Below are 25,856 nucleotides of genomic sequence, written 5' to 3'. Positions count from 1 at the left end.
TGAGGGCCCCACGCACCAGCCCCCGCTCACCGGCACCGATCAGCGACCGTCGATTCGCTCCGCCGCCTCCACCCCGCCGCCATGCCCTGGTCAGCACCGCGCGCGGACTGGCAGGATCGCGCGCATGCTCAAGGTGTTCTCCCGTATCAGCAGGCGCCGGGCCCTCCAGGGCGCGGCCGCCGGCTTCGTCGCGTTCGGGCTGTTGCTCTGGTGGCTGCTGCCCCTGGGCGACGAGCCGCCGACCGGGACGATCACCTTCAGCACCGGGACCCGGCTCGGGGTCTACCAGGAGTACGGCAAGCTCCTGCGCACCGAGTTGGACAAGGACATGCCGGGCCTCAAGGTGACGCTGGCGAACAGCGACGGGTCGCAGGAGAACGTCGCGCGCGTGGCGACCGGCCACGCCGACTTCACCATCGCCGCGGCCGACGCGGTCGGGGCGTACGAAGTGGACGGCAAGCCGGGTGCGGCCGGGCTGCGCGGGGTCGCGCGGCTCTACGACGACTACGTCCAGCTCATCGTGCCGCGTGACTCGGACATCGACTCGGTCACCGACCTTCGGGGCAAACGGGTGGCCATAGGGCCGAACCGCTCCGGTGTGCGGCTGATCGCCAACCGGGTGCTGACGGCGGCGGGCATCGACCCGAAGAAGGCCATCGAGCCGGTGGCGGCCGGTATCGACACCGGGCCGGACCTGCTCAGGCGGGGCAAGATCGACGCGTTCTTCTGGTCGGGCGGGCTGCCGACGGACGGCCTGAAGGACCTTGCCAAGAACTACGCGTTCCGGTTCGTGCCGATCGAGGCGAGCCTCGTGGCCAAGATGCACGAGGAGGGCGACGCCACCCGCTACTACCGTGCCACCAACATGCCGGAGTCGGCCTACCCCACCATCCAGCGGGGGGCCACCGTCCCGACGATCGCCGTGTCCAACCTGCTGATGACCCGCAAGGACGTGAACGCCAGGCTCACCGAGTGGATCACCAAGACCGTGATCAAGAGCCGTGACGGCATCGGCAAGCGCGTCCACTCCGCGCAACTGGTGGACCTGCGCACGGCGATCTACACCGACCCCCTGGTCCTGCACGAGGGCGCCCGGCGCTACTACCGCTCCGTCAAGCCGTAGCGCCACAGGGCCCGTCCGGGCCCCCGAGCGGGCCGCTCAGGCCTCGGGACCCCAACACCGGCCCTGGGGGCGCCCGTTCAGGTCGTAGGCCCGCTCCTGGGCACCGACACGGTCACCTTGAGGCCGCGCGGTTCGTGGTGGTCGTACGTGAGCGAACCGCCGCCCGCGGCCAGCAGAACCTGGGAGATGGACAGGCCGAGGCCTGAGCCCTTGATGTTCTGGTGGCGGCCGCTGCGCCAGAAGCGGTCGCCGACACGGGCGAGTTCGTCCTCGGTGAGGCCGGGGCCGTGGTCCGTGACGACGACGGTCGAGGTCTCGCCGTTCGACGCGACCGTCACCTCGACGGAATCGTCCTCGGGCGTGAACTTCACCGCGTTGTCGATCACCGCGTCCAGTGCGCTGGACAGCGTGACCGGGTCGGCCCAGGCCGTGGTGGGCGGGCAACTGCCCACCAGGCGCACGCCCTTGGCCTCGGCGGTCGGTGCCCAGGCCGCGACGCGCTCGGCGGTCAGCGCGCCGATGTCGGTGATCCTGAGGTCCGCTTCCGCGTGCTCGGCCAGGGCCAGGTCGAGGAGGTCGTCCAGGACCTGGGTCAGGCGTTTGCCCTCGGTGCGGACCGAGGCGATCTCGTCGTTGTCCTCCGGCAGTTCGAGCGCGAGCAGTTCGATGCGCAGCAGCAGCGCCGAGAGCGGGTTGCGCAACTGGTGCGAGGCGTCGGCGACGAAGGCGCGCTGCTGCTCCAGCACGTCCTCGACGTTGTCCGCCATCTCGTTGAACGAGCGGGCCAGGCGCTGGAGTTCCGGCGGCCCGCCGGCGGCCGCGACCCGGGACTTGAGGCGTCCGGTGGCGATGTCGTGGGTGGTGGCGTCGAGGACCCTTACGGGTCGCAGGACCCAGCCGGTCAGCCGTAGGGCCGCGCCGACGGCCAGCAGCATCGCGGCGATCTCGCCGGCGCCGATCGTCAGCCAGCCGCGCAGGGTCCGTGAACGCATCGGCCCGGTGGGCGAGTCGGTGACCACCACCGCGATGACGTCGCCGTCCCGGATGACCGGCGAGGCGACGACCAGGCGGTTGCGCTGCCAGGGCCACACCTGCTCGGGGTCGTGGCTGCGGCGGCTGAGGAGTGCCTCGGCGAACGCGTCGCGCACCTCGCCCGTCTTGGGCAGCAGGAAGTCGTCCGGCGCGTTCGCCATGGAGGTGTCGGTGCGGTAGAAGACGCCCGCGCGGATGCCGTAGACCTCGTAGTAGCTGGCGAGTTCGCGGCTCAGGGTCTGCTGGCGCTCGTCCGGGACCGTGTCGGCGGGGCGTGATCCCGTGGGGACGTCGGTGACGAACTGGGCGAGTGCCGCGAACCGCGCGGTGTCGTCGATACGGTCGACGATCACCTCCTGCTGCTGCGCCCTGGCGACGCTGATGGCGAGCGGGACGCCGAGGGCCAGCAGCACGGCCGCCATCAGGACGATGAGCAGCGGGAGAAGACGTGTACGCACCCGTGCCCGCTACGCGGCCGGGACGACGAGCCGGTAGCCGACGCCTCGTACGGTCTCGATCAGCGCGGGCATCCGCAGTTTGGCGCGCAGGGACGCGACATGCACCTCCAGGGTGCGTCCCGTGCCCTCCCAACTGGTGCGCCACACCTCGCTGATGATCTGCTCCCGCCGGAACACCACTCCTGGGCGCTGTGCCAGCAGTGCGAGCAGATCGAACTCCTTGCGGGTCAGTTGGACGATCGAACCGTCCACGCTGACCTGACGGGTGGGCAGTTCGATGCGCACCGGGCCGAGCTTCAGCGCGGTGTCGCCGCCCCCGCTCGCGTCCTCGGGGACGCTGCGCCGGCTCACGGCGTGGATACGGGCGAGCAGCTCCCCGGTGTCGTACGGCTTCACCACGTAGTCGTCGGCTCCGAGGTTGAGGCCGTGGATGCGGGAGCGCACGTCGGAGCGGGCGGTGACCATGATCACCGGGGTGCTGGTGCGCTTGCGGATCTTGCCGCAGACCTCGTAGCCGTCCTGGTCGGGCAGGCCGAGGTCGAGGAGGACGACACCGAAGACGTCGCCTTCCGGGACGAGTGCCTGGAGGGCCTCCTCGCCGCTGCGGGCGTGCGTGACGTCGAATCCGTGCCGCGCCAGGACCGCGGACAGAGCGGCGGCGACATGGTTGTCGTCCTCGACGAGGAGCAGTCGCATCCCGGCCCCCTCCGGTTCATCGTTCGTATGGTGTCGGCCTGTACAAAAGCACGTCTCACGCGCGCGTGCACCCAGGCAGTCACGCCGATGGACGAAGACGCCGTCAAGTGGGTTCCGGTTGCGCGCGGCTTCCGTTACCCAGCCGGTACGCGTCTCGCCCGTCCGGCCGGTAAGGGTCTCGTCGGCGAACTGCTACGACACGTGTCCGATTGCTATCCGATCGTGATGCTCAGATCTCGCTCAGATGTGATGACGCTGGTCGTACGGCCTCACTACTGTCCTCCGCAACCGACGAGGACGGAGCCAGCAAGCGATGACCGAAGTATCGGTGGCCAAGGAAGATGTGGCCGCGACCGGCGAACTCGTCGTCCTGAAGAGCGTCAACAAGCACTTCGGCGCGTTGCACGTACTCCAGGACATCGATCTGACGATCGCCCGCGGCGAAGTCGTCGTGGTGATCGGGCCCTCCGGGTCCGGAAAGTCCACTCTGTGCCGCACCATCAACCGCCTGGAGACGACCGATTCGGGTTCGATCACGATCGACGGCAAGCCGCTGCCCCAGGAGGGCAGGGAGCTGGCCCGGCTGCGTGCGGACGTCGGAATGGTCTTCCAGTCCTTCAACCTCTTCGCGCACAAGACCGTGCTCGAGAACGTGATGCTGGGCCAGATCAAGGTCCGCAAGGCCGACCGCAAGCAGGCCGAGGAGAAGGCCCGGGCGTTGCTCGACCGGGTCGGCGTGGCCACGCAGGCGGACAAGTACCCGGCCCAGTTGTCCGGCGGTCAGCAGCAGCGCGTCGCCATCGCGCGGGCGCTGGCCATGGACCCCAAGGTGATGCTCTTCGACGAGCCGACCTCGGCCCTCGACCCGGAGATGATCAACGAGGTGCTGGAGGTCATGCAGCAGCTCGCCCGGGACGGGATGACGATGATCGTCGTCACCCATGAGATGGGTTTCGCTCGTTCGGCTGCCAACCGAGTGGTGTTCATGGCCGACGGCCGCATCGTCGAAGAGGCTGTGCCGGACCAGTTCTTCAGCAACCCGCGCAGTGACCGGGCCAAGGACTTCCTCTCGAAGATCCTTCACCACTGACGACAAGCGCCGCCGACCACTGACGATCAGCCACGAACGCTGACGAACCGCTACAGCCAGCCACTGGCGGCCCGCCGACGACGGGCGGTCGCCGACTGCCGCTGAGGGTCCCGCACACCCTCAGAGCCGCCGTCACACGCTCTGACGGACCCTCATCTCCTCACCAGCCAAAGGATGTTCATCATGAAGCTCCGCAAGGTCACCGTCTTCGCGACCACCGCTCTCGTCCTCTCGCTCGCCGCGACGGCCTGCGGGAGCAGCGACAAGGACGACTCGGGTTCGAGCTCCAGCGGCGGCGGCAAGATCAAGATCGGTATCAAATTCGACCAGCCGGGCCTCGGCCTGAAGCAGCCGGACGGGACCTACGCCGGCTTCGACGTGGACGTGGCGACCTACGTGGCCGGGCAACTCGGCTACAAGCCCGCCCAGATCGAGTGGGTCGAGACCAAGAGCGCCGACCGTGAGAACGCCCTGGCGCGCGGTGACGTCAAGTTCATCGCGGCCACGTACTCGATCAACGACGAGCGCAAGAAGAAGGTCGACTTCGCCGGCCCCTACCTGCTGGCCCACCAGGACCTGCTCGTCAAGAAGGACTCGACGATCGCCAAGGCGACGGACCTCAACGGCAAGAACCTCTGTTCCGTGACCGGCTCGACCTCGGCGCAGAACATCAAGGACAAGATCGCCCCGAAGGCCAACCTCCGTGAGAACTCGGGCTACTCGGAGTGCATCGCGGCCCTCCAGAGCGGTGCCGTCGACGCGGTGACCACCGACGACTCGATCCTCGCGGGCTTCGCCGCGCAGGACAAGTTCAAGGGCCAGTTCAAGCTCGCCGGCCTGAAGCTCAGCAACGAGAACTACGGAATCGGCGTCAAGAAGGGCGACTCCGCGACCGTCACCAAGATCAACACCGCGCTGGAGAAGATGGTCAGCAGCGGCGCCTGGGACACCGCGGTCACCAAGAACTTCGGCCCGGCCGACTACAAGAACGAGCCCGCCCCGAAGATCGGCGACATCGTCAAGTAACCCGAGAAAACACCGGTAAGGCAGGCCCCATACCCGGAAGCGCGGGAGATCGTGTTCGACTTTCTTCAAGGTTATGACGTCCTCGGGGCGTTCTGGATGACGGTGAAACTGACCGTCCTCTCCGCCCTCGGCTCCCTGGTCTGGGGCACACTGCTGGCCGGCATGCGGGTCAGCCCGGTCCCACTGATGCGTGGTTTCGCGACCTTCTACGTCAACACCGTCCGGAACATCCCCCTGACGGTCATCATCGTCTTCACCTCGCTCGGCCTCGCCGACATCTTCGGCGTGACCATGGGCGCGTCCGACGACTTCAAGGTGCAGGGTTTCCGGCTGGCACTGCTGGGCCTCGCGGCGTACCACGCGGCCTTCGTCTGTGAGGCGGTGCGCTCCGGCATCAACACCGTGCCCGTCGGACAGGCGGAGGCGGCCCGCGCCATCGGGCTGAGCTTCAGCCAGGTGCTGCGGATCATCATCCTTCCGCAGGCGTTCCGCGCGGTCATCACACCGCTGGCCAACGTCCTGATCGCCCTGACCAAGAACACCACCGTGGCGGCCGCGATCGGTGTCGCCGAGGCGGCCGCCCTGATGAAGACGATGATCGAGAACGAGGCCCAGACGGTCGCCATCGGCGCGGTCTTCGCGTTGGGATTCGTGGTACTGACCCTGCCCACCGGCCTCTTCCTCGGCTGGCTGGGCAAGCGAATGGCGGTGAAGCGATGACCTCCGTCCTCTACGACGCGCCCGGCCCCCGCGCCAAGCGGCGCAACGTGCTCCTCTCGGTCGTGTTCTTCGTCCTGCTCGCCCTCTTCTTGTGGTGGATCTGGCAGACGATGGACGACAAGGGCCAACTGAAGTGGGCCCTGTGGCAGCCGTTCACCACGTCGGACGCCTGGACGACGTATCTGCTGCCGGGACTCGGCGACACCCTCAAGGCCGCCGGTCTCGCCATGGTGATCGCCCTCCCCCTGGGCGCGTTCTTCGGTATCGCCCGGATGTCCGACCACCGGTGGGTGCGCGTCCCCGCCGGAGTGGTGGTCGAGTTCTTCCGCTCGATCCCGGTCCTGCTGCTGATGCTCTTCGCGAACGAGTTCTACGTCCGCTCCACGGGCGTCGGCAGCGAGGAACGGCCCCTGTACGCCGTCGTCACCGGCCTGGTGCTCTACAACGCCTCGGTGCTCGCCGAGATCGTCAGGGCGGGCATCCTGTCCCTCCCCAAGGGGCAGACGGAGGCCGCGCACGCGATCGGTCTGCGCAAGGGCCAGACGATGACGAGCATCCTGCTCCCGCAGTCCGTCACCGTCATGCTGCCGGCCATCGTCAGCCAGCTCGTGGTCATCGTGAAGGACACCGCACTGGGCGGCGTGATGCTGGGCTTCACCGAGCTGCTCAACGCGCGCAGCACCCTGGCGGCCAACTACGCCAATGTGGTGGCGAGCTTCATCGTCGTCGGGATCATCTTCATCCTGCTCAACCTCGCGCTCACCACCTTCGCGAGCTGGCTGGAGCGCAGGCTGCGGCGCAGCAAGAAGAGCACAGGCGCGACCGTCGACCTCGAAGACGTCACAGGGATCAACCCCGCGCAGGTGCCGGGCGGCTTCGGGACCGGTGCCGGCGGCTCGATCTGATGATCGGTCAAGTGGCATGAACGACACGGAGGCAGTGGCATGATCGCCACTGCCTCCGTCACTTGACGCAAGCACCGGCAATGGGTTGCATACGTTCTGTGATCGTGCACCCTGCTCCAACTTCCTGTTCACATACGTCCCTGAGGACACCGTCACGGGCAGGGGGCGCCGCACCGTGGACCCGGTGATCATCGTCGGGGCGGGGCCCGTGGGGCTCACGCTCGCCCTGGCACTGGCGCGGCAGGAGGTGCCCTCCGTCGTCCTCGACGAGGGTCCCGGCAAGGACGAGCAACGCCTCGCACGCACCGTCGTCCTGCGCGAGGACACCGCGGCACTGCTGGAGCGGCTGACCGGCACGTCGCTCGGCAAGGCCGGGACGCACTGGGCCGGATGGCGGTCGATGCGGCGCAAGCAGGTGATGCGCGAGATCACGTTCGACGAGACCGAGCCCGCCCCCCTGCACATCGCCCAGCACGTCCTCACCGGCGCCCTCCGCCAGGCCCTCGCGGGCGAGCGGCTCGTGAAGATCGCCGTGGACAACCGCCTCGACGCGCTCGAACAGGAACCCTCGGGCGTCACCGCCCACACCCGCGGCCCCAACGGCACCTGGTGGCGCGGCAGTCACCTGGTCGGCTGCGACGGCCCGCGCTCGACCGTCCGCAAACTCCTCGACATCCGCTTCCCCGGCCGTACGGCGGTGGAGCGACACGCCGTGGCCGCACTGCGCACGGAACTCCCGTGGCCCGACCGGGCGTTGTTGCATCGGGTGCCGCCGTGGCGGACGTCCGGACCCTCGGCCGGGGAGGTCACCGGACGCCCCCTCCCGGACGGCGTGTGGCGCCTGGACTGGCTGCTGCCGCCGGGCAAGGACCTGGTCACCCCCGAGCTGCTGCTGGCCCGCATCCGGGAGACGCTCGCGGGCTGGACCGAGGGCCCGACACCGCCGTACGAACTGCTCGACACGGGAGTGCACACCGTGCACCACCGGCTCGCGCGCCGGTGGCGGGTGGGGCGGGTGTTTCTCGCCGGGGACGCGGCGCATCTGCTGGGGGCGCTCGGGACGCAGGGGCTGGACGAGGGGCTGCGGGACGCCGACAACCTCGCCTGGAAGCTGGCGCTGGCCTGGCACCACGGGCCGCACGAGGCGCTGCTCGACAGCTATCAGGCGGAGCGGCGGGCCGTCGTCGCGGGCCGGCTGCGCGCCGCCGACCAGGCGCTGCCGCTGGTGCGCGGCGGGGCCGGGCTGCGTGCGGTCGTGCCCGGCTCGGCCCGCGGCCACGACGTACTGCTCACGGACGGTCACCTGGGGCACGGCGCGCTCGGTGCGCCGGGGGCGTACGCCGACTCGCCGCTCGCGCCCCGGCACATCGAGGCGGAGGTCCCCGTCGACACCCCGCCCGGCGCGCCGGTCGCCGACGTCCTGGTCACCGCCGAGGACGGCGCCTTCGTACGGCTGCGGGACCGCCTCGGGCGCGGCTCCCTGCTGGTCGTCCTGGTCGCGCCGGGCACGGGCGTGTGGGAGCGAAAGCACTGGGTGACCGCCGGAATCATGCCCCGCCTGGCGGCCGCGGTGACGGCGCTGCCGCACCCGGCCGAGCTCCTGGTCGCCGAGACCTACCCGGGCGCCGCCGCCCACACCGTCCTGCTCGTACGGCCCGACGGTCACCTGGTCACCGCGTTGAGCGGGGTCCGCCCGGCCGACCTGTACGCGGCGGCCGAGGCGACCCTGGGCGGCCCGACGAAGACGGAGGCCACGGCCGGTTCCCGCTGAGCCCTCCGTACCCGAACTGTCCACATAGTGACGCTGAGTTGACCGGCACGCACCGCCGTGCTGTACTCCGGATCATGACCGACACCTCTGTCCACCTGTGGCGGAAGGTCCATCTGGACCTCGTCCGCTATGTGGGCTGCGTCTGTCACGTCTCCTGCTGAATTCGCATCTCTCTCACTCACGCGCGCCACTTCTGTGTGTCCGCGCGCACCTTCGCGAACTCTCATCAGGACGGTGCACGTGTCTGTCTCTCCTTCTGCCTCCGCGTCCCCCGCCGCACCCGCCCAGGCCCCGACGCAGGCGGACCTGCTCGACTTCGTCCGCCGTACGGCCGCCGACGCCGAGTTGATCGCCTCGCTCCCCCTCGACCCCGAGGGCCGCACCTGGGTGCGGCTCGAAGGTCCCGGCGGCAGCGAGGCCTGGCTGATCGGCTGGCCGCCCGGCAGCGGGACGGGCTGGCACGACCACGCCGAGTCGGTCGGCGCCTTCCTCACCGCCGCCGGCGAACTCAAGGAGAACTCGCTCGCCGCTCGACTCCCGAGCGACGGCTGGAAGACCCTCGAACTGGAAGAGGGCGTGGACCGCGAGCGACGGCTGCCGACCGGCAAGGGCCGCGCCTTCGGCCGCCACCACGTCCACGAGGTGATCAACGAGTCCACCGAGGAGCACGCGATCTCGGTCCACGCCTACTACCCGCCGCTTCCGCAGATCCGCCGCTACAGCCGCACGGGTCCGGTGCTGCGCCTGGAGCAGGTCGAGCGCCCGGCGGACTGGCAGTGAGTGCCGTACGCGAACAGCCGCTCGGCATAGACGAGTTGCTGGAGCGGGTGCGCCAGAACTACGAGCGGATCGAGGCACGGGCGGCGTACGACGCGGCCCGCGCCGGCGAGGCCCTCCTGGTCGACATCCGCTACGCCGCCCTGCGCGACCGGGACGGCCTCGTCCCGGGCGCCCTGGTCGTCGAGCGCAACGAACTGGAGTGGCGCCTCGACCCCCAGGGCAGCCACCGCGCCCCCGAGGCCACCGGCCACGACCTGCGCGTCGTGGTGATCTGCAACGAGGGCTACGCGTCCACCCTGGCAGCCGCGTCCCTGCACCAACTGGGCCTGCACCGCGCGACGGACCTCGTCGGCGGCTTCCAGGCCTGGAAGGCGGCGGGACTGCCTGTCACGTCGTAGAGGCTCTGTCTACGACGTGACAGCCCGGCCCGCTCAGGACCCGTCGGAGGGGCAGTAGAGCGGGGCGGTGTCCGCGTTGGTCCTGGTGATCAGGCGGGCCGGTGTGGTGGCGATCTTCTCCACCTTCTCCTTACGGAGAAGGCTGATGGTGTTGGTGACGGCCAGTTCGCCGGTGTCCTTGGCCGAGTTGGAGACGGTGGCGGCGAAACGGCCGTCCTTGAGGGCGGCGAGGGCCTCGTCGGTGCCGTTGACCGTCACGATCTTGACCTTCTTGCCGCCGGCCGCGTCGAAGGCCTTGCGGGCGGCGAACGCCATCTCCTCGTTGGCGACGAAGGCGTAGTCCAGATCGGGGTGCGCCTTGATCATGCCGTCGGCCACGGTCTTCGCCTTCGCGGCGACGAACATGGCGGGCTGGTTCGCGACCACCTGCACGTTCGCCGGCAGCCCCTTGGTGAATCCGCCGACGAGCAGGTCTGAGGCGGCACCGGGGGCGCCCGCGATGACGGCCACCTGCACCTCGCGCCCCGCGGCGTCGTCTGTGATCCAGTCGGCGTCCAGCTTGCCCACCCCCTTCAGGTCGACGACGACGGCCCCGAGGATGTCGGACGGATCGGCGCTGACCGAGGTCAGGAAGATCGGGATGTGCGCGCTCTTGGCCTGGGCGATGTCGCTCTTGAGCACGGTGGTGTCTACGGTCTGCACGATGATCGCGTCGACATGGCGCGCGATCATGGCCCGGATGTTGGCCAGTTCCTGCGCGGCGTCCTGATGCGAGTCGGCCGTGACGAGCTTCGCGAAGTTGCTCCTGGCCGTGTTCTCGATCGACTGCTGCAGACAGGTGTGGAACTCGGTGCTGCCGCCGTTGACGAATCCGAGAACGGTGGGCCCGTCGTCGGCGGGCGTGGCACCGGACTCCAGTCCGCAACCACTCAGTAAGAGACAGGCACCGACCAGGAGGACCACCAGTGTTCTTCGGTGGTGAGCGGGCAGGGACAAGAACAAGAGGGGCCGCCTTTCAGCGCGTACGAGGACCGGTCGGCGAAGCGGCCGGAGGCACTCGGGCAGACCTGACTGCGGCTCAGCGGGCGGAGAGGGCCGAAGGGTCGGCAAGCGTGGAGGGCCTGGGGTCGGCAGCAGAAGCTACCCCCACGCCAAACATGCGCACCCTCTACGTAGTGCACGCTAAGTGTGCGCAATACGTACGCTTCGGTGACGCGAGTGACGCCCGGGACAGCCGACTGGCGGGTTGTCTTGAGGCGAGAGGCTTCCGGGGCAGCCGCCGACGGGTTCCCTCGCTCACTCCCGGGTGGTCGCCACCGTGGCCGCCCGGACTTTGTGCGCAGGTGCCTGTGCACTGCGGGCAATCCGGCGTTCTCAGCCGGGAGTTGGCCCTGCCTCAGGAACCGGCCGGTGCTTGCCTGAACGCGGTCGGCGCCCCCGCGCGTCCACCGTGTTCAGGACGTTCGCATCACCGAGGGATCAGAACCGGAGCGGCTCCAGATCAGATCGGCTCCGGATCAGAACCCCTCGTCCCCGAGGAACTCCGTGTCCTCGCCCTCTTCCTCCAGCGCCTGTCGGACCACTCTGAGGGCCATGCCCTGGGAGTAGCCCTTGCGGGCCAGCATGCCCGCGAGGCGGCGCAGCCTCTTGTCGCGGTCGAGGCCCCGGGTGGACCGCAGTTTGCGGTCGACCAGTTCGCGGGCCGTCGTCTCCTCCTGGTCGGAGTCGAGCTGGGAGACGGCCTCGTCGATCAGCGTCGGGTCGACGCCCTTGGTGCGCAGTTCCTGGGCGAGCGCGCGCCGGGCCAGACCCCGGCCGTGGTGCCGGGACTCCACCCAGGCGTCCGCGAACGCGCCGTCGTTGATCAGTCCGACCTCCTCGAACCGCGACAGCACCTCGTCCGCCACCTCGTCCGGAATCTCCCGCTTGCGCAGGGCGTCCGCGAGTTGCTTGCGGGTGCGCGGGTTCCCGGTGAGCAGGCGCAGGCAGATCCCCCGCGCCCGCTCAGCCGGGTCCGCCGGCGGCTCCTCCTTCTCGGCCCTCGACGAGGAGAAGTCACCTCCGCCCTCACCGGACGACTCGCCGAAGCCTCGGCCACGGCGCCCACGCCTACCGCGCGCGCCGTCACCGCGCGCCGTAGACCCTCGCGAGCCGCCCTCGCCACGCGCTCCACGGTCGCGGCGCGCGCCACGGCCGGGCGCATCGCCGTCGACGGACCCGTCGCCGGGCGGCATGCCACCGGGCGCCGAGCTCCTGAAGGGCCGGCCGGTGCCCGTCGAACCGTCACCGGACTCCGAGCCGCCGAAAGGCGGACCGGTCTCACCCGCGAAACCCGCGAAGCCGTCGGCCGACCACTCGCCGCCCGGCTCGTCGCCGTACGGCCCGTCCGTGCCGTACGGCTCCTCGGGCCCGCCGTCCGCGCCGTAGGCCAGGCCGTCGCCGCCTCCCCCGCGCCCCTGCGGGGCGCCGGGATACGCGTACTCGGCCCAGTCCGTTCGTCGTGTCACGGGTCAGCTCTTGGCTGCCGTGGCCTTGGCCTTGGTGGTCTTGGCCGCGGCCGGAGCGGGCACCGCCTTGGCGGCGTCGTCCGTGGCGGCGGGGACCGCCGCGTCCACGGCCGGCTCGGCTGCGGGCGTCTCCGGACGGACACCCACGCCCAGCTTCTCCAGGATCTTCTTCTCGATCTCGTTGGCCAGGTCGGGGTTGTCCTTCAGGAAGTTGCGCGCGTTCTCCTTGCCCTGGCCGAGCTGGTCGCCCTCGTACGTGTACCAGGCGCCGGCCTTGCGGACGAAGCCGTTCTCCACGCCCATGTCGATCAGGCCGCCCTCGCGGCTGATGCCGTGGCCGTAGAGGATGTCGAACTCGGCCTGCTTGAAGGGCGGCGCGACCTTGTTCTTGACGACCTTGACGCGAGTGCGGTTGCCGACCGCGTCCGTGCCGTCCTTCAGGGTCTCGATACGGCGGATGTCGAGTCGCACCGAGGCGTAGAACTTCAGCGCACGGCCACCGGTCGTGGTCTCCGGGGAGCCGAACATCACGCCGATCTTCTCGCGGAGCTGGTTGATGAAGATCGCGGTGGTCCCGGACTGGTGGAGCGCGCCTGTGATCTTGCGGAGCGCCTGGCTCATCAGGCGGGCCTGGAGACCGACGTGGCTGTCTCCCATCTCGCCCTCGATCTCCGCGCGCGGGACGAGTGCCGCGACGGAGTCGATGACGATGAGGTCGAGGGCGCCGGAGCGGACCAGCATGTCCACGATCTCCAGGGCCTGCTCGCCGTTGTCCGGCTGGGACAGGATCAGGTTGTCGATGTCGACGCCGAGCTTCTTCGCGTACTCGGGGTCGAGGGCGTGCTCCGCGTCCACGAACGCGACCTGGCCGCCGGCCCGCTGGGCGTTCGCCACCGCGTGCAGGGTCAGGGTCGTCTTGCCGGAGGACTCCGGGCCGTAGACCTCCACCACTCGGCCGCGCGGCAGGCCGCCGACACCGAGGGCGACGTCGAGCGCGGTCGAGCCGGTGGGGATGACCTCGATGGGCTCGTTCGGCCGCTCGCCGAGGCGCATCACCGCGCCCTTGCCGAATTGCCGTTCAATCTGTGCGAGCGCGGCGTCCAGCGCCTTCTCGCGGTCGGTTCCTGCCATGGGTTCCACCCGATTTGCTTGTGTCGATCGCTTCACGTCAAAGACGCTAACGCCTGCCACTGACAATGCGCCCCGACGCCCGTCCAGCCTGTGGATAACTCGGACACTTCACCATCAAAAGCCTGTCGAAATGCCCGTCATGGCCTCGCCGGAGCTTCCATGAGAATGGATGTTCGATTTTCGTGTCAAGCGCACCACGCGGCACTCGCGTCATCGATGTCCGGTGACTCCGAGCGCCGTGGCGACGCTTCGAAGGACATGGAAATCCTTCCTGTGCCGGGGGCCGGGCCCGTTGACTGGCAGCAGTCAACGGCATTCGACGCGGGGAGAGCGTGATGACGGTGTGGAAGCGTGTGGGGATCGTGACAGTGGTGGCCGCGGCGACCGTCGGCATCATGAGTCCGGCGGCATCGGCCGCCCCCACGTCCTGGGAGACCAGCCGCGTGCATCAGCCCACGCCCGCACAGGGCACGGCGGTCTCCTCGGCCGACGGGACCGGTACCGTCACCGTCCTGTGCAGCGGTGGCTGCTACCAGTAGCACCCTCGAACTCCGCTGCCCCAGGACGGTCACGTCCCGACCGGCCGGCAGCGCACGTTCACCGAGGCCGAGCGGTCGTCGCCGTTCAGCAGCCTGAGCCGGACCGGGGCGCCGCCAGGGTTGTCGAAGAGCCGGATGCCGTCGCCGAGGAGCACCGGCACGATGTGCAGGTCGATCTCGTCGATCAGTTCGCGTTCCAGGAGCTGTCGGCCGATCGTGGGCGAGAGGACTTCGAGGTTCTTGCCGGCTGCGGCCGCCAGCCCGATGCGGACGGCCTCGGCCATATCGCAGTTCAGGAAGGTCACCCCGGGGGCGGACGGCGCGTCGTCGGGGTGGTGCGTGAGGACGAACACCGGTCCCTGCCACGCGCCTCCATAGACGGCACCGGCATCGGGGAAGGCGTCGAAGCCGTCCCTGCCGCCCAGTACGGCACCGGTCGTCGCGGTGTACTCCTCGACGAGGCCGGGCCGGAACGAGAACCCCGTCATCCAGTCCATCGCGTGGTCCGGCCCCGCCACGAACCCGTCCAGCGACATCGTGAAGTGCCAGAGCACCTTGCCCGCCGCCGTCTGTGGTGCCGGGTCCGCCAAGGGTGAGGTGGGCATGATCGATCCTCGTCTCCGTGGGTCACCGTTCCGCTGTCCGCGTTCAGCGTTCCGCTGATTCCGGACGGCTTTCGTAGCCGTAGACCCGGCGCGCTCCCGGAACTCATCGCCCGAAGTCTCCGACCGCGCTACTTCTCCTGGCGTACGGCGGGTGTCTTCGGCCGTACGACGACCGCGCCGCGAGTTCCCGCGAGGCTCGGCCCATGACCCGGGCCATGACGAACCACCCACGCCCCGCCGATCGGCTCTGCCACGCGACCGGTGTCCTGCTGATCCTTTCCGGCCTGGTGCACCTGGTGGTGTTCGCGGTCGACGGCGGCCCCTGGTACGGGCCCGTCTCCTGGCGCAAGCCCGTCACCTTCGGGCTCTCCTTCGGGGCGACGCTGATCGCGGTCACCTGGGTGACGTCGTATCTGCGTGTCGGGGCCCGGCTGCGTACCGTGCTGCTCGTCGTGTTCGCCGCCGACTGTGTCGTCGAGGTCGGCGGCATCACCCTCCAGGCATGGCGCCGGGTGCCGTCGCACCTCGACATGGAGACGTCCTTCGACACGGCGGTGTCCATGACGCTCGCGGTGGGCGGCGGTGTCCTCGTGGTGCTGCTCACCGTGTTCGCGGTGGCGTCCTTCCGGCACCGGCCGACGGGGCCCACGGGGATGGCGCTCGCGGTGCGTTCGGGATTCGCGATCCTGCTCGTGGCGCTGGCCTCGGGCGCCGCGATGATCGCGCGCGGGGTCGTCCTCGCCCGGACCGGCCACCAGGAGGCGGCGTACCACTCGACGGCCCCGCTCAAGCCGCTGCACGGGGTGAGCCTGCACGCCGTCCTGGTGCTGCCGGCCCTGGCCTGGCTGCTGTCCCGCACGTCCTGGAGCGAGGCGGTACGGCGGCGGACCGTCACAGTCGCGGTCGGCTGCTACGTGGTCGCCGTGGCCGGGGCCGGGGTGTGGGCGGTGCTCACGTACTGACCGCGGCGCCCTGATGTTCTCGCCGGATCATCCCTCAGGAGGAGCCGTCTCCGGAGTCCTTCGGTTCGGAGTCGGTCGATTCGGAGTCTGTTGATTCGGGGCCTGCCGGCTTCGGACCGGTCGGCCGCGATTCGGCTGCCCCGGAGTCGGCCGTACCGGAATCGGCGGTATCGGAATCGGTCGTATCGACGGAGTCGGCCGCCGTGCCGTCCTCCGCCCCCTGCCTCCGGTCCCAGACCCGCCGCGCGCGTGCCAGCATGCCGGGCCCTCCGGAGCCGCGGATCCGGTGGCCTTGGACCCGGGGGTCGTCCGTGACGGCGTACCGCTTCACATACGCCCCGAGGAACGCCTGGAGCGTGGCGACGGCCGGGATGGAGATCAGCGCGCCCACGGCACCCAGGAGCGCGGTGCCCGCGATGACCGAGCCGAAGGCGACGGCGGGGTGGATGTCGACGGTCTTCGCGGTCAGCTTGGGCTGCAGCATGTAGTTCTCGAACTGCTGGTAGACCACGACGAAGATCAGCACCCACAGCGCGTACCAGGGGTCCACGGTGAAGGCGATCAGCATGGGCAGGGCGCCCGCGAGATACGTGCCGATGGTCGGGATGAACTGGGAGACCAGGCCCACCCAGACGGCGAGCACGGGCGCGTACGGGATGCCCAGCGCCTGCAGCAGGATGTAGTGCGCCACTCCGGAGACCAGCGCCATCAGGCCGCGTGAGTATATGTAGCCGCCTGTCTTGTCGACGGCGATCTCCCACGCGCGCAGCACCTCGACCTGCCGGGCGGGCGGCAGTACGGAGCACAGCGCGCGGCGCAGTCGCGGCCCGTCGGCGGCGAAGTAGAACGAGAACAGACCGATCGTCAGGAGTTGGAAGAGGCCCCCGAGCACCTGGGTGGACACGTCCAGCACTCCGGTGGCGCTGTTCTGCACGTACTTGCGCAGCCAGTCGGAGTGGAGCAGCCCCTCCTGGATGTCGACCCGTCTCAGGTCGGTGTGGAAGTGCGTGTTGATCCAGTTGATGACGGAGTCGAGGTAGTCCGGGAAGTCCTCGATCATCTTGATGATCTGGCCGGCCAGCATCGACCCGAGGAGGGTGACGAACCCGGCGCTCACGATCAGCAGGCCGAGGAAGACCAGGAAGGTGGCCAGCCCCCGGCGCATGCCGTAGGCGGCCATCCGGCTCACGGCGGGCTCGATGGCGAGGGCCAGGAAGAACGCGATGAGGATGTTGATCAGCAGCCCGATGAGCTGGTGGAAGGCCCAACTGCCCAACTGGAACACGGCGACGAGGGCGAGCGCGAGCACCATGGCGCGGGGCAGCCAGCGCGGCATGCCCGTACCCGGCGCGGCGTCGTCGACCGGGGGCCGGGTCGGCGGCGTCGTACCGGACGGGGGTGCCTGCTGGGCGTCGTGCCCGGTCTCGTCAGTGGCTGCCACGGTGCAAGTCTCGCCTACGCCGCTGACAACCGGTCACCGCCGTCGATCTTCGTGACCGATCAGCGACTTTCCTGCGGAACGTTCATGACCGCGCAGACCACGCGCCACACGTCCTTGGCCTCCCAGCCCGCGTCCAGCGCCTCGTGCACCGTCCGTCCGCCGAGTTCCGTCATCACGTGATCGCGCGCGAAGCTCTCGGCGTACCCCGCGCCGAAGTGCTCCGTCATCCGCTGCCAGAAGACCGTCAACCGCATGACACCAGTATCCCGCCCCTGAAGAGTGGGCCCGGGCCGAGGCCGCTCGCCGAGACCGCTTTCCGTCCTACGGTCTGACGCATGGCCGAAACAGGAGCTTCCCCACTCCCCCCGACGCCCCCGGCGCACTCCCCGCTCTTCCGCGCCGAGCACTTCGTGTGGCTCACCGCGCGCGTGCTGGAACAGCGCCTCTTCGCGTACCACTTCCTCAACGGCGAACCCGATCCGGTGGAGACCGCACTGGACGCCTACCGCAACGAGGACGGCGGGTACGGCCACGCCCTGGAACCCGATCTGCGCGGCCCGGTCAGCCAGCCGCTGCACACCGGGCACGCGCTGCGCGTCCTGGACTCCATCGGGCGGTGCGGCGGACAGCGGGTGGAACGCGTGTGCCGCTATCTGACCTCGGTCTCCACGGCCGACGGTGCCCTGCCGGCGATCCTTCCCGGCCAGCGCGGCTATCCGACGGCGCCCTTCGTGCCGATCGTGGACGACCCGCCCAGCGAACTCCTCGCCACCGGGCCGGTGGTGGGCCAGCTGCACCGCAACGAGGTGTGGCACGCCTGGCTGTTCCGGGCCACCGACTTCTGCTGGCAGGCCGTCGACTCCCTGGAGAAGTCGCACCCCTACGAGATCCAGGCCGCCGTGGCCTTCCTGGACTCGGCACCCGACCGCCCGCGCGCGGAGGCCGCCGCCGACCGCCTCGGCCGCCTGGTCCGCGAGCACCGGCTCGCCGCCCTGGACCCTGAGCACCTGGAGGCCTATCCGGTCGCCCCCGGGTACGCGCCGGGCGAGCACCACTTCCCCTACGACTACGCGAAGACGCCGAGTTCCCTCTCGCGCGCGTGGTTCACGGACGACGAGATGGCCCGCTCCCTGGACCACCTGGCGGGCGATCAGCAGGAGGACGGCGGCTGGCCGATCCGCTGGCGCCAGTGGGCGCCGGGCATCGCCCTGGAGGCACGCCCCATGGTGACGATCCAGGCACTGCGCACACTGAAGGCGTACGGCCGCTCCGTGGGCTGACCCCGGGCCGCCTCAGCCCCCGATGGCCCGCACTCCCGCCGTCACCAGCACGGCCGCCGCGACGACGAGCAGGAACGGTGCCCGCAGCACCAGCGCCACGGCGGCGGCCGCGAGCCCCGCGGCCCGGGCGTCGAGCACGAGCGCGTGCCCGTCGGCGAAGGTCTGCTGGGCCGTGAGCGCGGCGAGCAGCGCGACCGGCAGCAGCGCAGCGAGCCGCCTCACCAACGGCCGCTCCAACGCGCCCGCAGGCACCAGCAGTCCGGCGAGCTTGACGACATAACAGCCGAGAGCGGTCGCCGCGATCGCGATCCAGATGCTCAACGGTCTTCCTCCTGTGCGTCGTTACTGGTCCCTCGTTGTGCGTCGCCACGGGTCCCTCGTTGCCGACGGCCCTCTACGTAGAGGGCGATCGGGGCCGCGAGAGCCGCCGCCAGGACGGGCACACCGGCCGGCAGCACGGGCAGCAGCCCCAGTCCCAGCAGGACCGCGAGCGCGGCGACCGTACGCTCGGTGGTGGTCTTGAGCATGGGCGCGAGCAGCGCCAGGAAGACGGCGGGACCGGCCGCGTCGAGACCCCAGGCGTCCGTGTCCCCGATGGCCTTGGCGCCCAGCGCGCCGAGCAGCGTGGTGAGGTTCCACAGCAGGTACAGGGTGAGCCCGGTGACGGTGAACCCGATCCGCGCGGCACGCCGCGTGGGCTGCGCGAGGGTGACGGCCGTCGTCTCGTCGATGACCCACTGGGCGGCGAACGGCCGCACCGCGCGCGGGAGGGCCAGCAACTGCGAGAGGCGCAGCCCGTAGAAGGTGTTGCGCACGCCCAGGAAGAAGGCTCCCGCCGCCGCGGTGAGCGGATTCCCGCCGGCCGCGAGCGCTCCCACGAGGGCGAACTGGGAGGCGCCGGTGAACACCAGGAGGCTGAGGGCGCAGGTCTGCAGCACGGTGAGCCCGCCACCGGCGGAGGTCACCCCGAAGGCGAACCCGGACAGCCCTACGGCGACCCCGACCCCGAGGGCGTCCCGTACGACGGCGGAGTCCGGCTTTCCCCCGGCCTCGGGGCCCTGTCCTCCTCCCGTTCCGGCGCGTATGTCTTCTGAAGCGATCTGTTCTGCCACGTGTCGGACGGTACGAGCGGCCGGCGTTCCGCGTCTTGTACGTTCTTGCGCTCCCGCTGGTACGCGCCCGGCGGCACTCCCACGATCCGGGCGAAGTGCCGGTTGAGGTGCGGCTGGTCCGTGAACCCGACGACGACGGCCGCCTCCGCGGGCGCCGTACCCGCGTCCAGGAGTCGGCGGGCACGGCGCACACGGGCGTCGGTCAGCCAGGTGTGGGGCGGCATCCCGTAGGCGTCGCGGAAGGCGCGCAGCAGCGCGAACGGGCTGGTCCCCAGGTCCCCGGCGAGCTTCTCCAGGGTGGGCGGATCCGCCATCCGCTCCTCCAGCACGGCACGCGCGCGTGCCGCGACTCCACCGCCCGCCGTGGGGACGACGCGCTGCGGCAGCGGTCCGCCGTTCAGCCGGAGCAGCCTGGTGACCGCGACCCGCAGCAAGGTGTCGGCGGCGAGCGCGTTGCCCTCGTCGGCCGCGCGCAGGACCTGATGGACCAGTCCGACGGTGTAAGGGTCGTCGAGCACGGGATCGACGAAGCCGGGAGTGCCGCGGATCGAGGTGGTCTCGGCGGCTATCGCGGCCACCACCTCGGGCGACGGGTAGACCGCCCCGTACCGCCAGCCCTCGGGAACACCCGCCCGGCCGGTGTGCGGAGTGTCCGGGTTCACCAGCGCGAGCGCTCCCGCCCCGGCGTAGACATCGGTCCCGCCGTGGCGGAACACCTCGGCGCCGTCCGCGATGGCGGCGATGACGAAGTTCTCGTGCGTGTGCCGCACGAAGGTCTTACGGATGTATCGGGCCCGGAGCAGGTCGACCCCGGGCAGCTCCGTGTACCGCCAGTGTCTCGCCCGCTCACCCGAACCTGCCATACGCCCATTCTCCGCCACGACGGCCGACAGCCACCGAAACGGTCCTGCAAGCCACCGCAGGAGAATTCCCGCAGGTCAGACGCATTGTCAGTGGTCGGGTGCAGGATGGACGCATGGTCAGCTCCACACATCGAGCCCTCGACGGCTTCTCCCCCGCGACCCGCGGCTGGTTCACGGGGGCCTTCTCCGCGCCCACCGCGGCCCAGGCGGGCGCGTGGCGGGCCATCGGTGAGGGCTCGGACGTGCTGGTGGTCGCGCCGACCGGTTCCGGCAAGACCCTGGCGGCCTTCCTCGCCGCGCTGGACCAGCTCGCCGCGACACCCCCGCCCGCCGACCCGAAGAAGCGCTGCCGCGTCCTGTACGTGTCTCCGCTCAAGGCCCTCGCGGTCGACGTGGAGCGCAACCTCCGCTCCCCGCTGACCGGCATCCGCCAGGAATCCGTCCGCCTGGGCCTGCCCGAGCCCGAGATCAAGGTGGGCATCCGCTCCGGCGACACCCCGCCCGCCGAGCGCCGCGCACTGTCCACACGCCCGCCGGACATCCTGATCACCACCCCGGAGTCCCTGTTCCTGATGCTGACGTCGGCCACGCGTGACGCGCTGACCGGCATCGAGACGGTGATCCTGGACGAGGTGCACGCGGTCGCGGGCACCAAGCGGGGCGCGCATCTCGCGCTGTCACTGGAGCGGCTGGACGAGCTGCTGCCGAAGCCGGCCCGCCGTATCGGCCTCTCGGCGACCGTGCGCCCGGTCGACGAGGTCGCCCGCTATCTCTCCCCGCGCGGCAAGGTGGAGATCGTCCAGCCGAAGTCCGGCAAGGAGTTCGACCTCTCCGTAGTCGTGCCGGTCGAGGATCTGGGCGAGCTGGGCGGCTCCCCGGTTGCCGATGGCAAGGAGGGCGCGGAGAAGCCGTCGATCTGGCCGCATGTCGAGGAGCGCATCACCGACCTCGTCCAGTCCCATCGTTCAACGATCGTGTTCGCCAACTCCCGCCGCCTCGCGGAGCGCCTGTGCAACCGGCTCAACGAGATCGCCTACGAGCGCGCGACCGGCGAGTCCCTGGACGAACACCACGCACCGGCCGAGCTGATGGGCGGCTCCGGCGCCGCTCAGGGCGCGCCCCCGGTCATCGCCCGCGCCCACCACGGCTCGGTCTCCAAGGAACAGCGCGCCCAGGTCGAGGAGGACCTCAAGGCGGGCCGGCTCCCCGCCGTGGTGGCGACGTCCAGTCTGGAGCTGGGCATCGACATGGGCGCCGTCGATCTCGTCATCCAGGTGGAGTCCCCGCCGTCCGTGGCCTCCGGCCTCCAGCGCGTGGGCCGCGCGGGACACCAGGTCGGCGCGGTCTCCACCGGCGTGGTCTTCCCGAAGTACCGGGGTGACCTGGTCCAGGCCGCCGTGGTCACCGAGCGGATGCGCACCGGCTCCATCGAGTCCTTGAAGGTCCCCGCCAACCCCCTGGACGTGCTGGCCCAGCAGCTCGTCGCGATGACGGCGCTGGACACCTGGCAGGTCGACGACCTGCTCGCCACCGTCCGCCGTGCCGCGCCCTTCGCCTCCCTCCCGGAGTCGGCGTTCACGGCCGTGCTCGACATGCTCGCGGGCCGCTATCCGTCGGACGCCTTCGCCGAGTTGCGCCCACGCGTGGTGTGGGACCGCATCGCCGGCACGATCACCGGCCGCCCCGGCGCACAGCGTCTCGCCGTCACCTCCGGGGGCACGATTCCCGACCGCGGGCTCTTCGGCGTCTTCCTCGCGGGCGCCGACCCCAAGAAGGGCGGCGGCCGGGTCGGCGAGCTGGACGAGGAGATGGTCTACGAGTCCCGGGTGGGCGATGTCTTCACCCTCGGCACCAGCTCCTGGCGGATCGAGGACATCACCCGCGACCGCGTCCTGGTCTCCCCCGCGCCCGGCGTCCCCGGCCGGCTCCCCTTCTGGAAGGGCGACCAGTTGGGCCGCCCCCTCGAACTGGGCCGCGCGGTGGGCGCGTTCCTGCGCGAGGTCGGCTCGCAGCCCAAGGAGGACGCCCGCCCGCGCCTCCTCGCCGCGGGCCTCGACGCCTGGGCCGCGGAGAACGTGCTGTCCTACCTGGCCGAACAGCGCGAGGCCTGCGGCCACATCCCGGACGACCGCACGATCGTCGTGGAACGCTTCCGCGACGAACTCGGCGACTGGCGCGTGGTCATCCACTCCCCCTTCGGCGCCCAGGTCCACGCCCCCTGGGCCCTCGCGCTCGGCGCCCGCCTCTCCGAGCGCTACGGCATGGACGCCCAGGTGATGCACGCCGACGACGGCATCGTCCTGAGGCTGCCCGACGCCGACCTGATGGGCCTGGACCTGCTCGACCAGGAGCCCATGAAGGCGGGCACGGAGTACGACGCCGACCAGGCCCCTGTAGGCGCGGCGGACGTCGCCTTCGACAAGGGCGAGGTCAATCAGCTCGTCACCGACCAGGTCGGCGGCTCGGCCCTGTTCGCGGCCCGCTTCCGCGAATGCGCCGCCCGCGCGCTGCTGCTGCCGCGCCGCAACCCCGGCAAGCGCACCCCGTTGTGGCAGCAGCGCCAGCGGGCCTCCCAACTGCTCCAGGTGGCAAGCGAGTTCGGCTCGTTCCCGATCGTCCTCGAGGCCGTCCGCGAATGCCTCCAGGACGTCTTCGACGTCCCGGGCCTCACCGAGCTGATGGGCGACCTGGAGTCCCGCAAGGTGCGCCTCGTCGAGGTCACCACCCCCGAGCCGTCCCCCTTCGCCCGCTCCCTCCTCTTCGGGTACGTCGCCCAGTTCCTCTACGAGGGCGACTCACCGCTCGCCGAGCGCCGCGCCGCCGCCCTGTCGCTGGACTCCCACCTGCTGGCCGAGCTGCTCGGCCAGGCGGAGCTGCGCGAGCTCCTCGACGCCGAGGTGCTGACCGAGCTGGAGCGCGAACTCCAGTGGCTCACCGAGGACCGCCGCATCAAGGACGTCGAGGGCGTCGCCGACCTGCTGCGGATGCTCGGCCCGCTCACCGACGCCGAGTTGGCCGAGCGGGGCGCCGCACCGCAATGGGCCCACGACCTCGCCTCGGCCCGCCGCGCGATCCGGGTCCGTATCGGCGGTGCCGACCACTGGGCCGCGATCGAGGACGCGGGCCGACTGCGCGACGCCCTCGGTACGGCGCTGCCGGTCGGCGTTCCGGAGGCGTTCACCGAACCGGTCAAGGACCCGCTCGGCGACCTCCTGGCACGGCACGCCCGCACCCACGGCCCGTTCACGTCGGCCACGGCGGCCGCCCGCTTCGGCCTGGGCGTGGCGGTCACCGACGGCGCGTTGCAGCGACTCGCGGCGAACGGCCGTGTCGTACAAGGGGAGTTCCACCCGGCCGGGATCGGCCAGGAGTGGTGCGACGCGACGGTGCTGCGCCGGCTGCGGCGCCGCTCCCTGGCCGCGCTGCGGCACGAGTTGGAGCCGGTGCCGCCGGCCGCGCTCGCACAGTTCCTCCCCCAGTGGCAGCACATCGGCAAGGGCCACGGGCTGCGCGGCATCGACGGACTGGTGCGCGCCGTCGAGCAGTTGCAGGGCGCCTCGGTGCCCGCGTCCGCCCTGGAGAAGCTCGTCCTGCCGTCCCGCGTGGCGAACTACGCACCCGCGATGCTCGACGAACTCACCTCGGCCGGTGAGCTCGTGTGGGCCGGCGCGGGTTCCCTCCCCGGCAAGGACGGCTGGGTCTCCCTGTACCTGGCGGACGCGGCCCCCCTGCTCCTCCCGCCCCCGCACCCCCTGGAGCTCACGGCGCTGCACCAGTCGGTCCTGGACACCCTCTCCGGCGGCTACGGCCTCTTCTTCCGCCAGATCACCGACCAGATCCGCGCGACCACCCACCCCGACGTCACCGACCCCCAACTGGCCGACGCCGTATGGGACCTGGCCTGGTCCGGCCGCCTCACGAACGACACGCTCGCCCCCATGCGCGCCCTGCTGGGCTCCGGCCGTACGGCGGGTTCCACGGCCCACCGCGCCAAACGCACGGTCCCGCGCGGGCGTTACGGCTCACTCACCGCCGCCGCGCGCCCCGCCTCCCGCACCGGCCCGCCGACCGTCGCGGGCCGCTGGTCCCTGCTCCCCGCCCACGAACCGGACCCCACCGTGCGCGCCCACGCCCTGGCCCGCACCCTGCTCGACCGGCACGGCGTGGTGACCCGGGGAGCGGTCGCCGCGGAGGGTGTCGAGGGCGGCTTCTCGGCGACGTACCGCATCCTGTCCGTCTTCGAGGAGAGCGGTCAGGCACGGCGCGGCTATGTCGTGGAGGGGCTCGGCGCCGCCCAGTTCGCGATGGACGGCGCGGTGGACCGCCTCCGCGCGGTCGCCAACGCCCGTGACCGCGGCGACGACCTGCCCACGCCGGACCCGACCGACAACGACCCCTACGGCTTCGGCTCCCTCGCCGCTTCCACCTCACCCACCGCCGACTCCGGCAACGGTTCCGCGGCCTCCTTCGCCCCCTTCGGAGCCCCGAGCACCACCTACGACTCGCCTGACAGCCGCGGCAAGCAGGACCCGTACGCCCCGTCTGACACCCACCATCGGCAGCACCCGGGCCCCACCCCCGCCGATCACGGCGGACGCGACGCATCCGGCGCATCAGGCTTCCCCGGCGCCTCCGACTCCCCCGGAGGCCACGACTTCGCCGACGCTTTCGGCCCGTTCACCGACTTCGACGACCTCGACAGCGTGGGCTCACCGGACGACCGCCCCGCGAACCCGGGTGCCTCCACCTCCCGGCACCACCGCTCCCCGTCCTCCCACCCCCCGTCCCCGGGCGACTACGTCTCCCCCCGCGACTTCCCCGCGCCGACACCGCAGGGCAACACCAGTTCCCCCTACGCCGACCGCCGCACCCACCGTCCCTCCCTCTCCACCCGAGCCGTGGTCCTGGCCGCCGCCGACCCCGCGAACGCATACGGCGCCGCCCTCCCCTGGCCCGAGCCGCCCACCGGTGCCGGGCACAAGGCGGGGCGCAAGGCGGGCTCTCTCGTAGTGCTGGTCGAGGGTGAGCTGACGCTCTACATGGAGCGCGGCGGCAAGACCCTGCTCGCCTGGCCCTCCGCACCGGACACCACGGCCACCGAGGATCCACGCCTCCAGGCAGCCGCCGAGGCCCTCGCGGCAGCGGCCCGAGCAGGTTCCCTCGGCACGGTCACGGTGGAGCGCGTCAATGGCGCCTCGGCCCTGACCTCCCCCATCGGCACCCTCCTGGAAGGAGCAGGCTTCATCGCGACACCACGCGGCCTACGCCTCCGCGCGTGAACCAGCGCAACGGACTCCGGGGTTCGGTCACCCGTCACCCCGAGCCGGCCCTCATCCCGACCTCAAGCCAGCCCTCATCCCGCGCCATCTCGCACTCCAAGACAGCCCGTCACCTCAGGCCACCCCACCCAACCCCAC

General features: G+C 70.9%; 23 protein-coding genes. 12 read left to right on the top strand and 11 right to left on the bottom strand.

Going from position 1 to position 25,856, the window contains the following annotated elements; genetic code table 11:
• Positions 1 to 124 precede the first annotated feature (124 nt).
• Positions 125 to 1,123, top strand: a complete 999-nt coding sequence (locus OG223_RS38455) for a TAXI family TRAP transporter solute-binding subunit (RefSeq protein WP_329258970.1) — start codon at positions 125 to 127, stop codon at positions 1,121 to 1,123.
• Positions 1,124 to 1,200: 77 nt separating this feature from the next.
• Here OG223_RS38455 and OG223_RS38450 read toward each other — a convergent pair whose 3' ends face one another.
• Positions 1,201 to 2,613, bottom strand: coding sequence for a sensor histidine kinase (locus tag OG223_RS38450; RefSeq protein WP_329258967.1), 1,413 nt, complete (start codon positions 2,611 to 2,613; stop codon positions 1,201 to 1,203).
• A 9-nt stretch (positions 2,614 to 2,622) separates the two neighbouring features.
• Entirely contained in the window at positions 2,623 to 3,309 is a 687-nt protein-coding gene (locus OG223_RS38445; RefSeq protein WP_329258964.1) for a response regulator transcription factor, read from the bottom strand.
• Between the two features lie 313 nt (positions 3,310 to 3,622).
• On the opposite strand from OG223_RS38445, the gene OG223_RS38440 reads away from it, so the two are divergent.
• The 7 genes from OG223_RS38440 (at position 3,623) to OG223_RS38410 (ending at position 9,999) form a co-directional block, all read left to right on the top strand.
• Positions 3,623 to 4,399 carry an amino acid ABC transporter ATP-binding protein gene (locus tag OG223_RS38440; protein ID WP_019060965.1) on the top strand — a complete coding sequence of 259 codons (777 nt, stop codon included), beginning with the start codon at positions 3,623 to 3,625 and terminating at the stop codon, positions 4,397 to 4,399.
• A gap of 183 nt (positions 4,400 to 4,582) precedes the next feature.
• Entirely contained in the window at positions 4,583 to 5,425 is an 843-nt protein-coding gene (locus tag OG223_RS38435; RefSeq protein WP_329258961.1) for a glutamate ABC transporter substrate-binding protein, read from the top strand.
• A gap of 51 nt (positions 5,426 to 5,476) precedes the next feature.
• On the top strand, positions 5,477 to 6,145 hold the full coding sequence (locus OG223_RS38430; RefSeq protein WP_200687952.1) for an amino acid ABC transporter permease: 669 nt from the start codon (positions 5,477 to 5,479) through the stop codon (positions 6,143 to 6,145).
• Positions 6,142 to 7,050 carry an amino acid ABC transporter permease gene (locus tag OG223_RS38425; RefSeq protein WP_329258956.1) on the top strand — a complete coding sequence of 303 codons (909 nt, stop codon included), beginning with the start codon at positions 6,142 to 6,144 and terminating at the stop codon, positions 7,048 to 7,050. The genes OG223_RS38430 and OG223_RS38425 overlap by 4 nt, the downstream gene beginning before the upstream one ends.
• A gap of 175 nt (positions 7,051 to 7,225) precedes the next feature.
• Complete coding sequence (locus tag OG223_RS38420) at positions 7,226 to 8,821, top strand: FAD-dependent monooxygenase (RefSeq protein WP_329258953.1); 1,596 nt, start codon at positions 7,226 to 7,228, stop codon at positions 8,819 to 8,821.
• Between the two features lie 240 nt (positions 8,822 to 9,061).
• Positions 9,062 to 9,601, top strand: a complete 540-nt coding sequence (locus tag OG223_RS38415) for a cysteine dioxygenase (RefSeq protein ID WP_329258951.1) — start codon at positions 9,062 to 9,064, stop codon at positions 9,599 to 9,601.
• On the top strand, positions 9,598 to 9,999 hold the full coding sequence (locus OG223_RS38410) for a rhodanese-like domain-containing protein (protein ID WP_329258948.1): 402 nt from the start codon (positions 9,598 to 9,600) through the stop codon (positions 9,997 to 9,999). The genes OG223_RS38415 and OG223_RS38410 overlap by 4 nt, the downstream gene beginning before the upstream one ends.
• A gap of 33 nt (positions 10,000 to 10,032) precedes the next feature.
• Here the strand turns inward: OG223_RS38410 and OG223_RS38405 are convergent, their stop codons facing one another.
• From OG223_RS38405 to recA, 3 genes are all read right to left on the bottom strand, one after another.
• Positions 10,033 to 10,995 carry a sugar ABC transporter substrate-binding protein gene (locus tag OG223_RS38405; RefSeq protein ID WP_443073861.1) on the bottom strand — a complete coding sequence of 321 codons (963 nt, stop codon included), beginning with the start codon at positions 10,993 to 10,995 and terminating at the stop codon, positions 10,033 to 10,035.
• A 521-nt stretch (positions 10,996 to 11,516) separates the two neighbouring features.
• Positions 11,517 to 12,506 (bottom strand): recombination regulator RecX, encoded by a 990-nt coding sequence (gene recX, locus OG223_RS38400; protein ID WP_329258945.1) that lies wholly within the window; start codon positions 12,504 to 12,506, stop codon positions 11,517 to 11,519.
• 3 nt (positions 12,507 to 12,509) lie between these two features.
• Positions 12,510 to 13,637 (bottom strand): recombinase RecA, encoded by a 1,128-nt coding sequence (gene recA, locus OG223_RS38395; RefSeq protein WP_329258942.1) that lies wholly within the window; start codon positions 13,635 to 13,637, stop codon positions 12,510 to 12,512.
• Between the two features lie 335 nt (positions 13,638 to 13,972).
• Here recA and OG223_RS38390 point away from each other — a divergent pair, with 335 nt between their 5' ends.
• Positions 13,973 to 14,176, top strand: a complete 204-nt coding sequence (locus OG223_RS38390) for a hypothetical protein (protein ID WP_329258939.1) — start codon at positions 13,973 to 13,975, stop codon at positions 14,174 to 14,176.
• A 29-nt stretch (positions 14,177 to 14,205) separates the two neighbouring features.
• Here OG223_RS38390 and OG223_RS38385 read toward each other — a convergent pair whose 3' ends face one another.
• Positions 14,206 to 14,781: a dihydrofolate reductase family protein gene (locus tag OG223_RS38385; RefSeq protein WP_329258937.1), complete on the bottom strand. Its 576-nt coding sequence runs from the start codon at positions 14,779 to 14,781 to the stop codon at positions 14,206 to 14,208.
• A 215-nt stretch (positions 14,782 to 14,996) separates the two neighbouring features.
• Here OG223_RS38385 and OG223_RS38380 point away from each other — a divergent pair, with 215 nt between their 5' ends.
• The gene (locus tag OG223_RS38380) at positions 14,997 to 15,743 is read left to right on the top strand and encodes a hypothetical protein (RefSeq protein ID WP_443073784.1); all 747 of its coding nucleotides are present in this window, start codon (positions 14,997 to 14,999) and stop codon (positions 15,741 to 15,743) included.
• 34 nt (positions 15,744 to 15,777) lie between these two features.
• On the opposite strand, the gene OG223_RS38375 is transcribed toward OG223_RS38380, so the two are convergent.
• Complete coding sequence (locus tag OG223_RS38375; protein ID WP_443073783.1) at positions 15,778 to 17,184, bottom strand: AI-2E family transporter; 1,407 nt, start codon at positions 17,182 to 17,184, stop codon at positions 15,778 to 15,780.
• A 59-nt stretch (positions 17,185 to 17,243) separates the two neighbouring features.
• A complete protein-coding gene (locus tag OG223_RS38370; RefSeq protein WP_019075591.1) occupies positions 17,244 to 17,438 on the bottom strand; it encodes a DUF3046 domain-containing protein in 195 nt (64 codons plus the stop codon).
• An 81-nt stretch (positions 17,439 to 17,519) separates the two neighbouring features.
• Here OG223_RS38370 and OG223_RS38365 point away from each other — a divergent pair, with 81 nt between their 5' ends.
• Positions 17,520 to 18,464, top strand: coding sequence for a hypothetical protein (locus OG223_RS38365; RefSeq protein ID WP_329258931.1), 945 nt, complete (start codon positions 17,520 to 17,522; stop codon positions 18,462 to 18,464).
• Positions 18,465 to 18,476: 12 nt separating this feature from the next.
• Here the strand turns inward: OG223_RS38365 and OG223_RS38360 are convergent, their stop codons facing one another.
• From OG223_RS38360 to OG223_RS38350, 3 genes are read right to left on the bottom strand one after another with little or no spacing between them, the layout of a single operon-like run.
• Positions 18,477 to 18,785, bottom strand: a complete 309-nt coding sequence (locus OG223_RS38360; RefSeq protein WP_200687929.1) for an AzlD domain-containing protein — start codon at positions 18,783 to 18,785, stop codon at positions 18,477 to 18,479.
• Positions 18,782 to 19,549, bottom strand: a complete 768-nt coding sequence (locus tag OG223_RS38355; RefSeq protein ID WP_329265697.1) for an AzlC family ABC transporter permease — start codon at positions 19,547 to 19,549, stop codon at positions 18,782 to 18,784. Before OG223_RS38355 ends, OG223_RS38360 begins: the two co-directional genes overlap by 4 nt.
• Positions 19,453 to 20,439: an AraC family transcriptional regulator gene (locus OG223_RS38350; protein ID WP_329258928.1), complete on the bottom strand. Its 987-nt coding sequence runs from the start codon at positions 20,437 to 20,439 to the stop codon at positions 19,453 to 19,455. Before OG223_RS38350 ends, OG223_RS38355 begins: the two co-directional genes overlap by 97 nt.
• A gap of 113 nt (positions 20,440 to 20,552) precedes the next feature.
• Between OG223_RS38350 and OG223_RS38345 the strand changes: the two genes are divergently transcribed.
• Positions 20,553 to 25,718: an ATP-dependent helicase gene (locus OG223_RS38345; protein WP_329258925.1), complete on the top strand. Its 5,166-nt coding sequence runs from the start codon at positions 20,553 to 20,555 to the stop codon at positions 25,716 to 25,718.
• Positions 25,719 to 25,856 lie beyond the last annotated feature (138 nt).

The sequence above is a fragment of the Streptomyces sp. NBC_01478 genome (assembly GCF_036227225.1).
Lineage (GTDB): Bacteria > Actinomycetota > Actinomycetes > Streptomycetales > Streptomycetaceae > Streptomyces.
The sequence above is the reverse complement of the archived record's forward strand: the minus strand, read 5'-3'. Positions and strand labels throughout refer to the sequence as shown.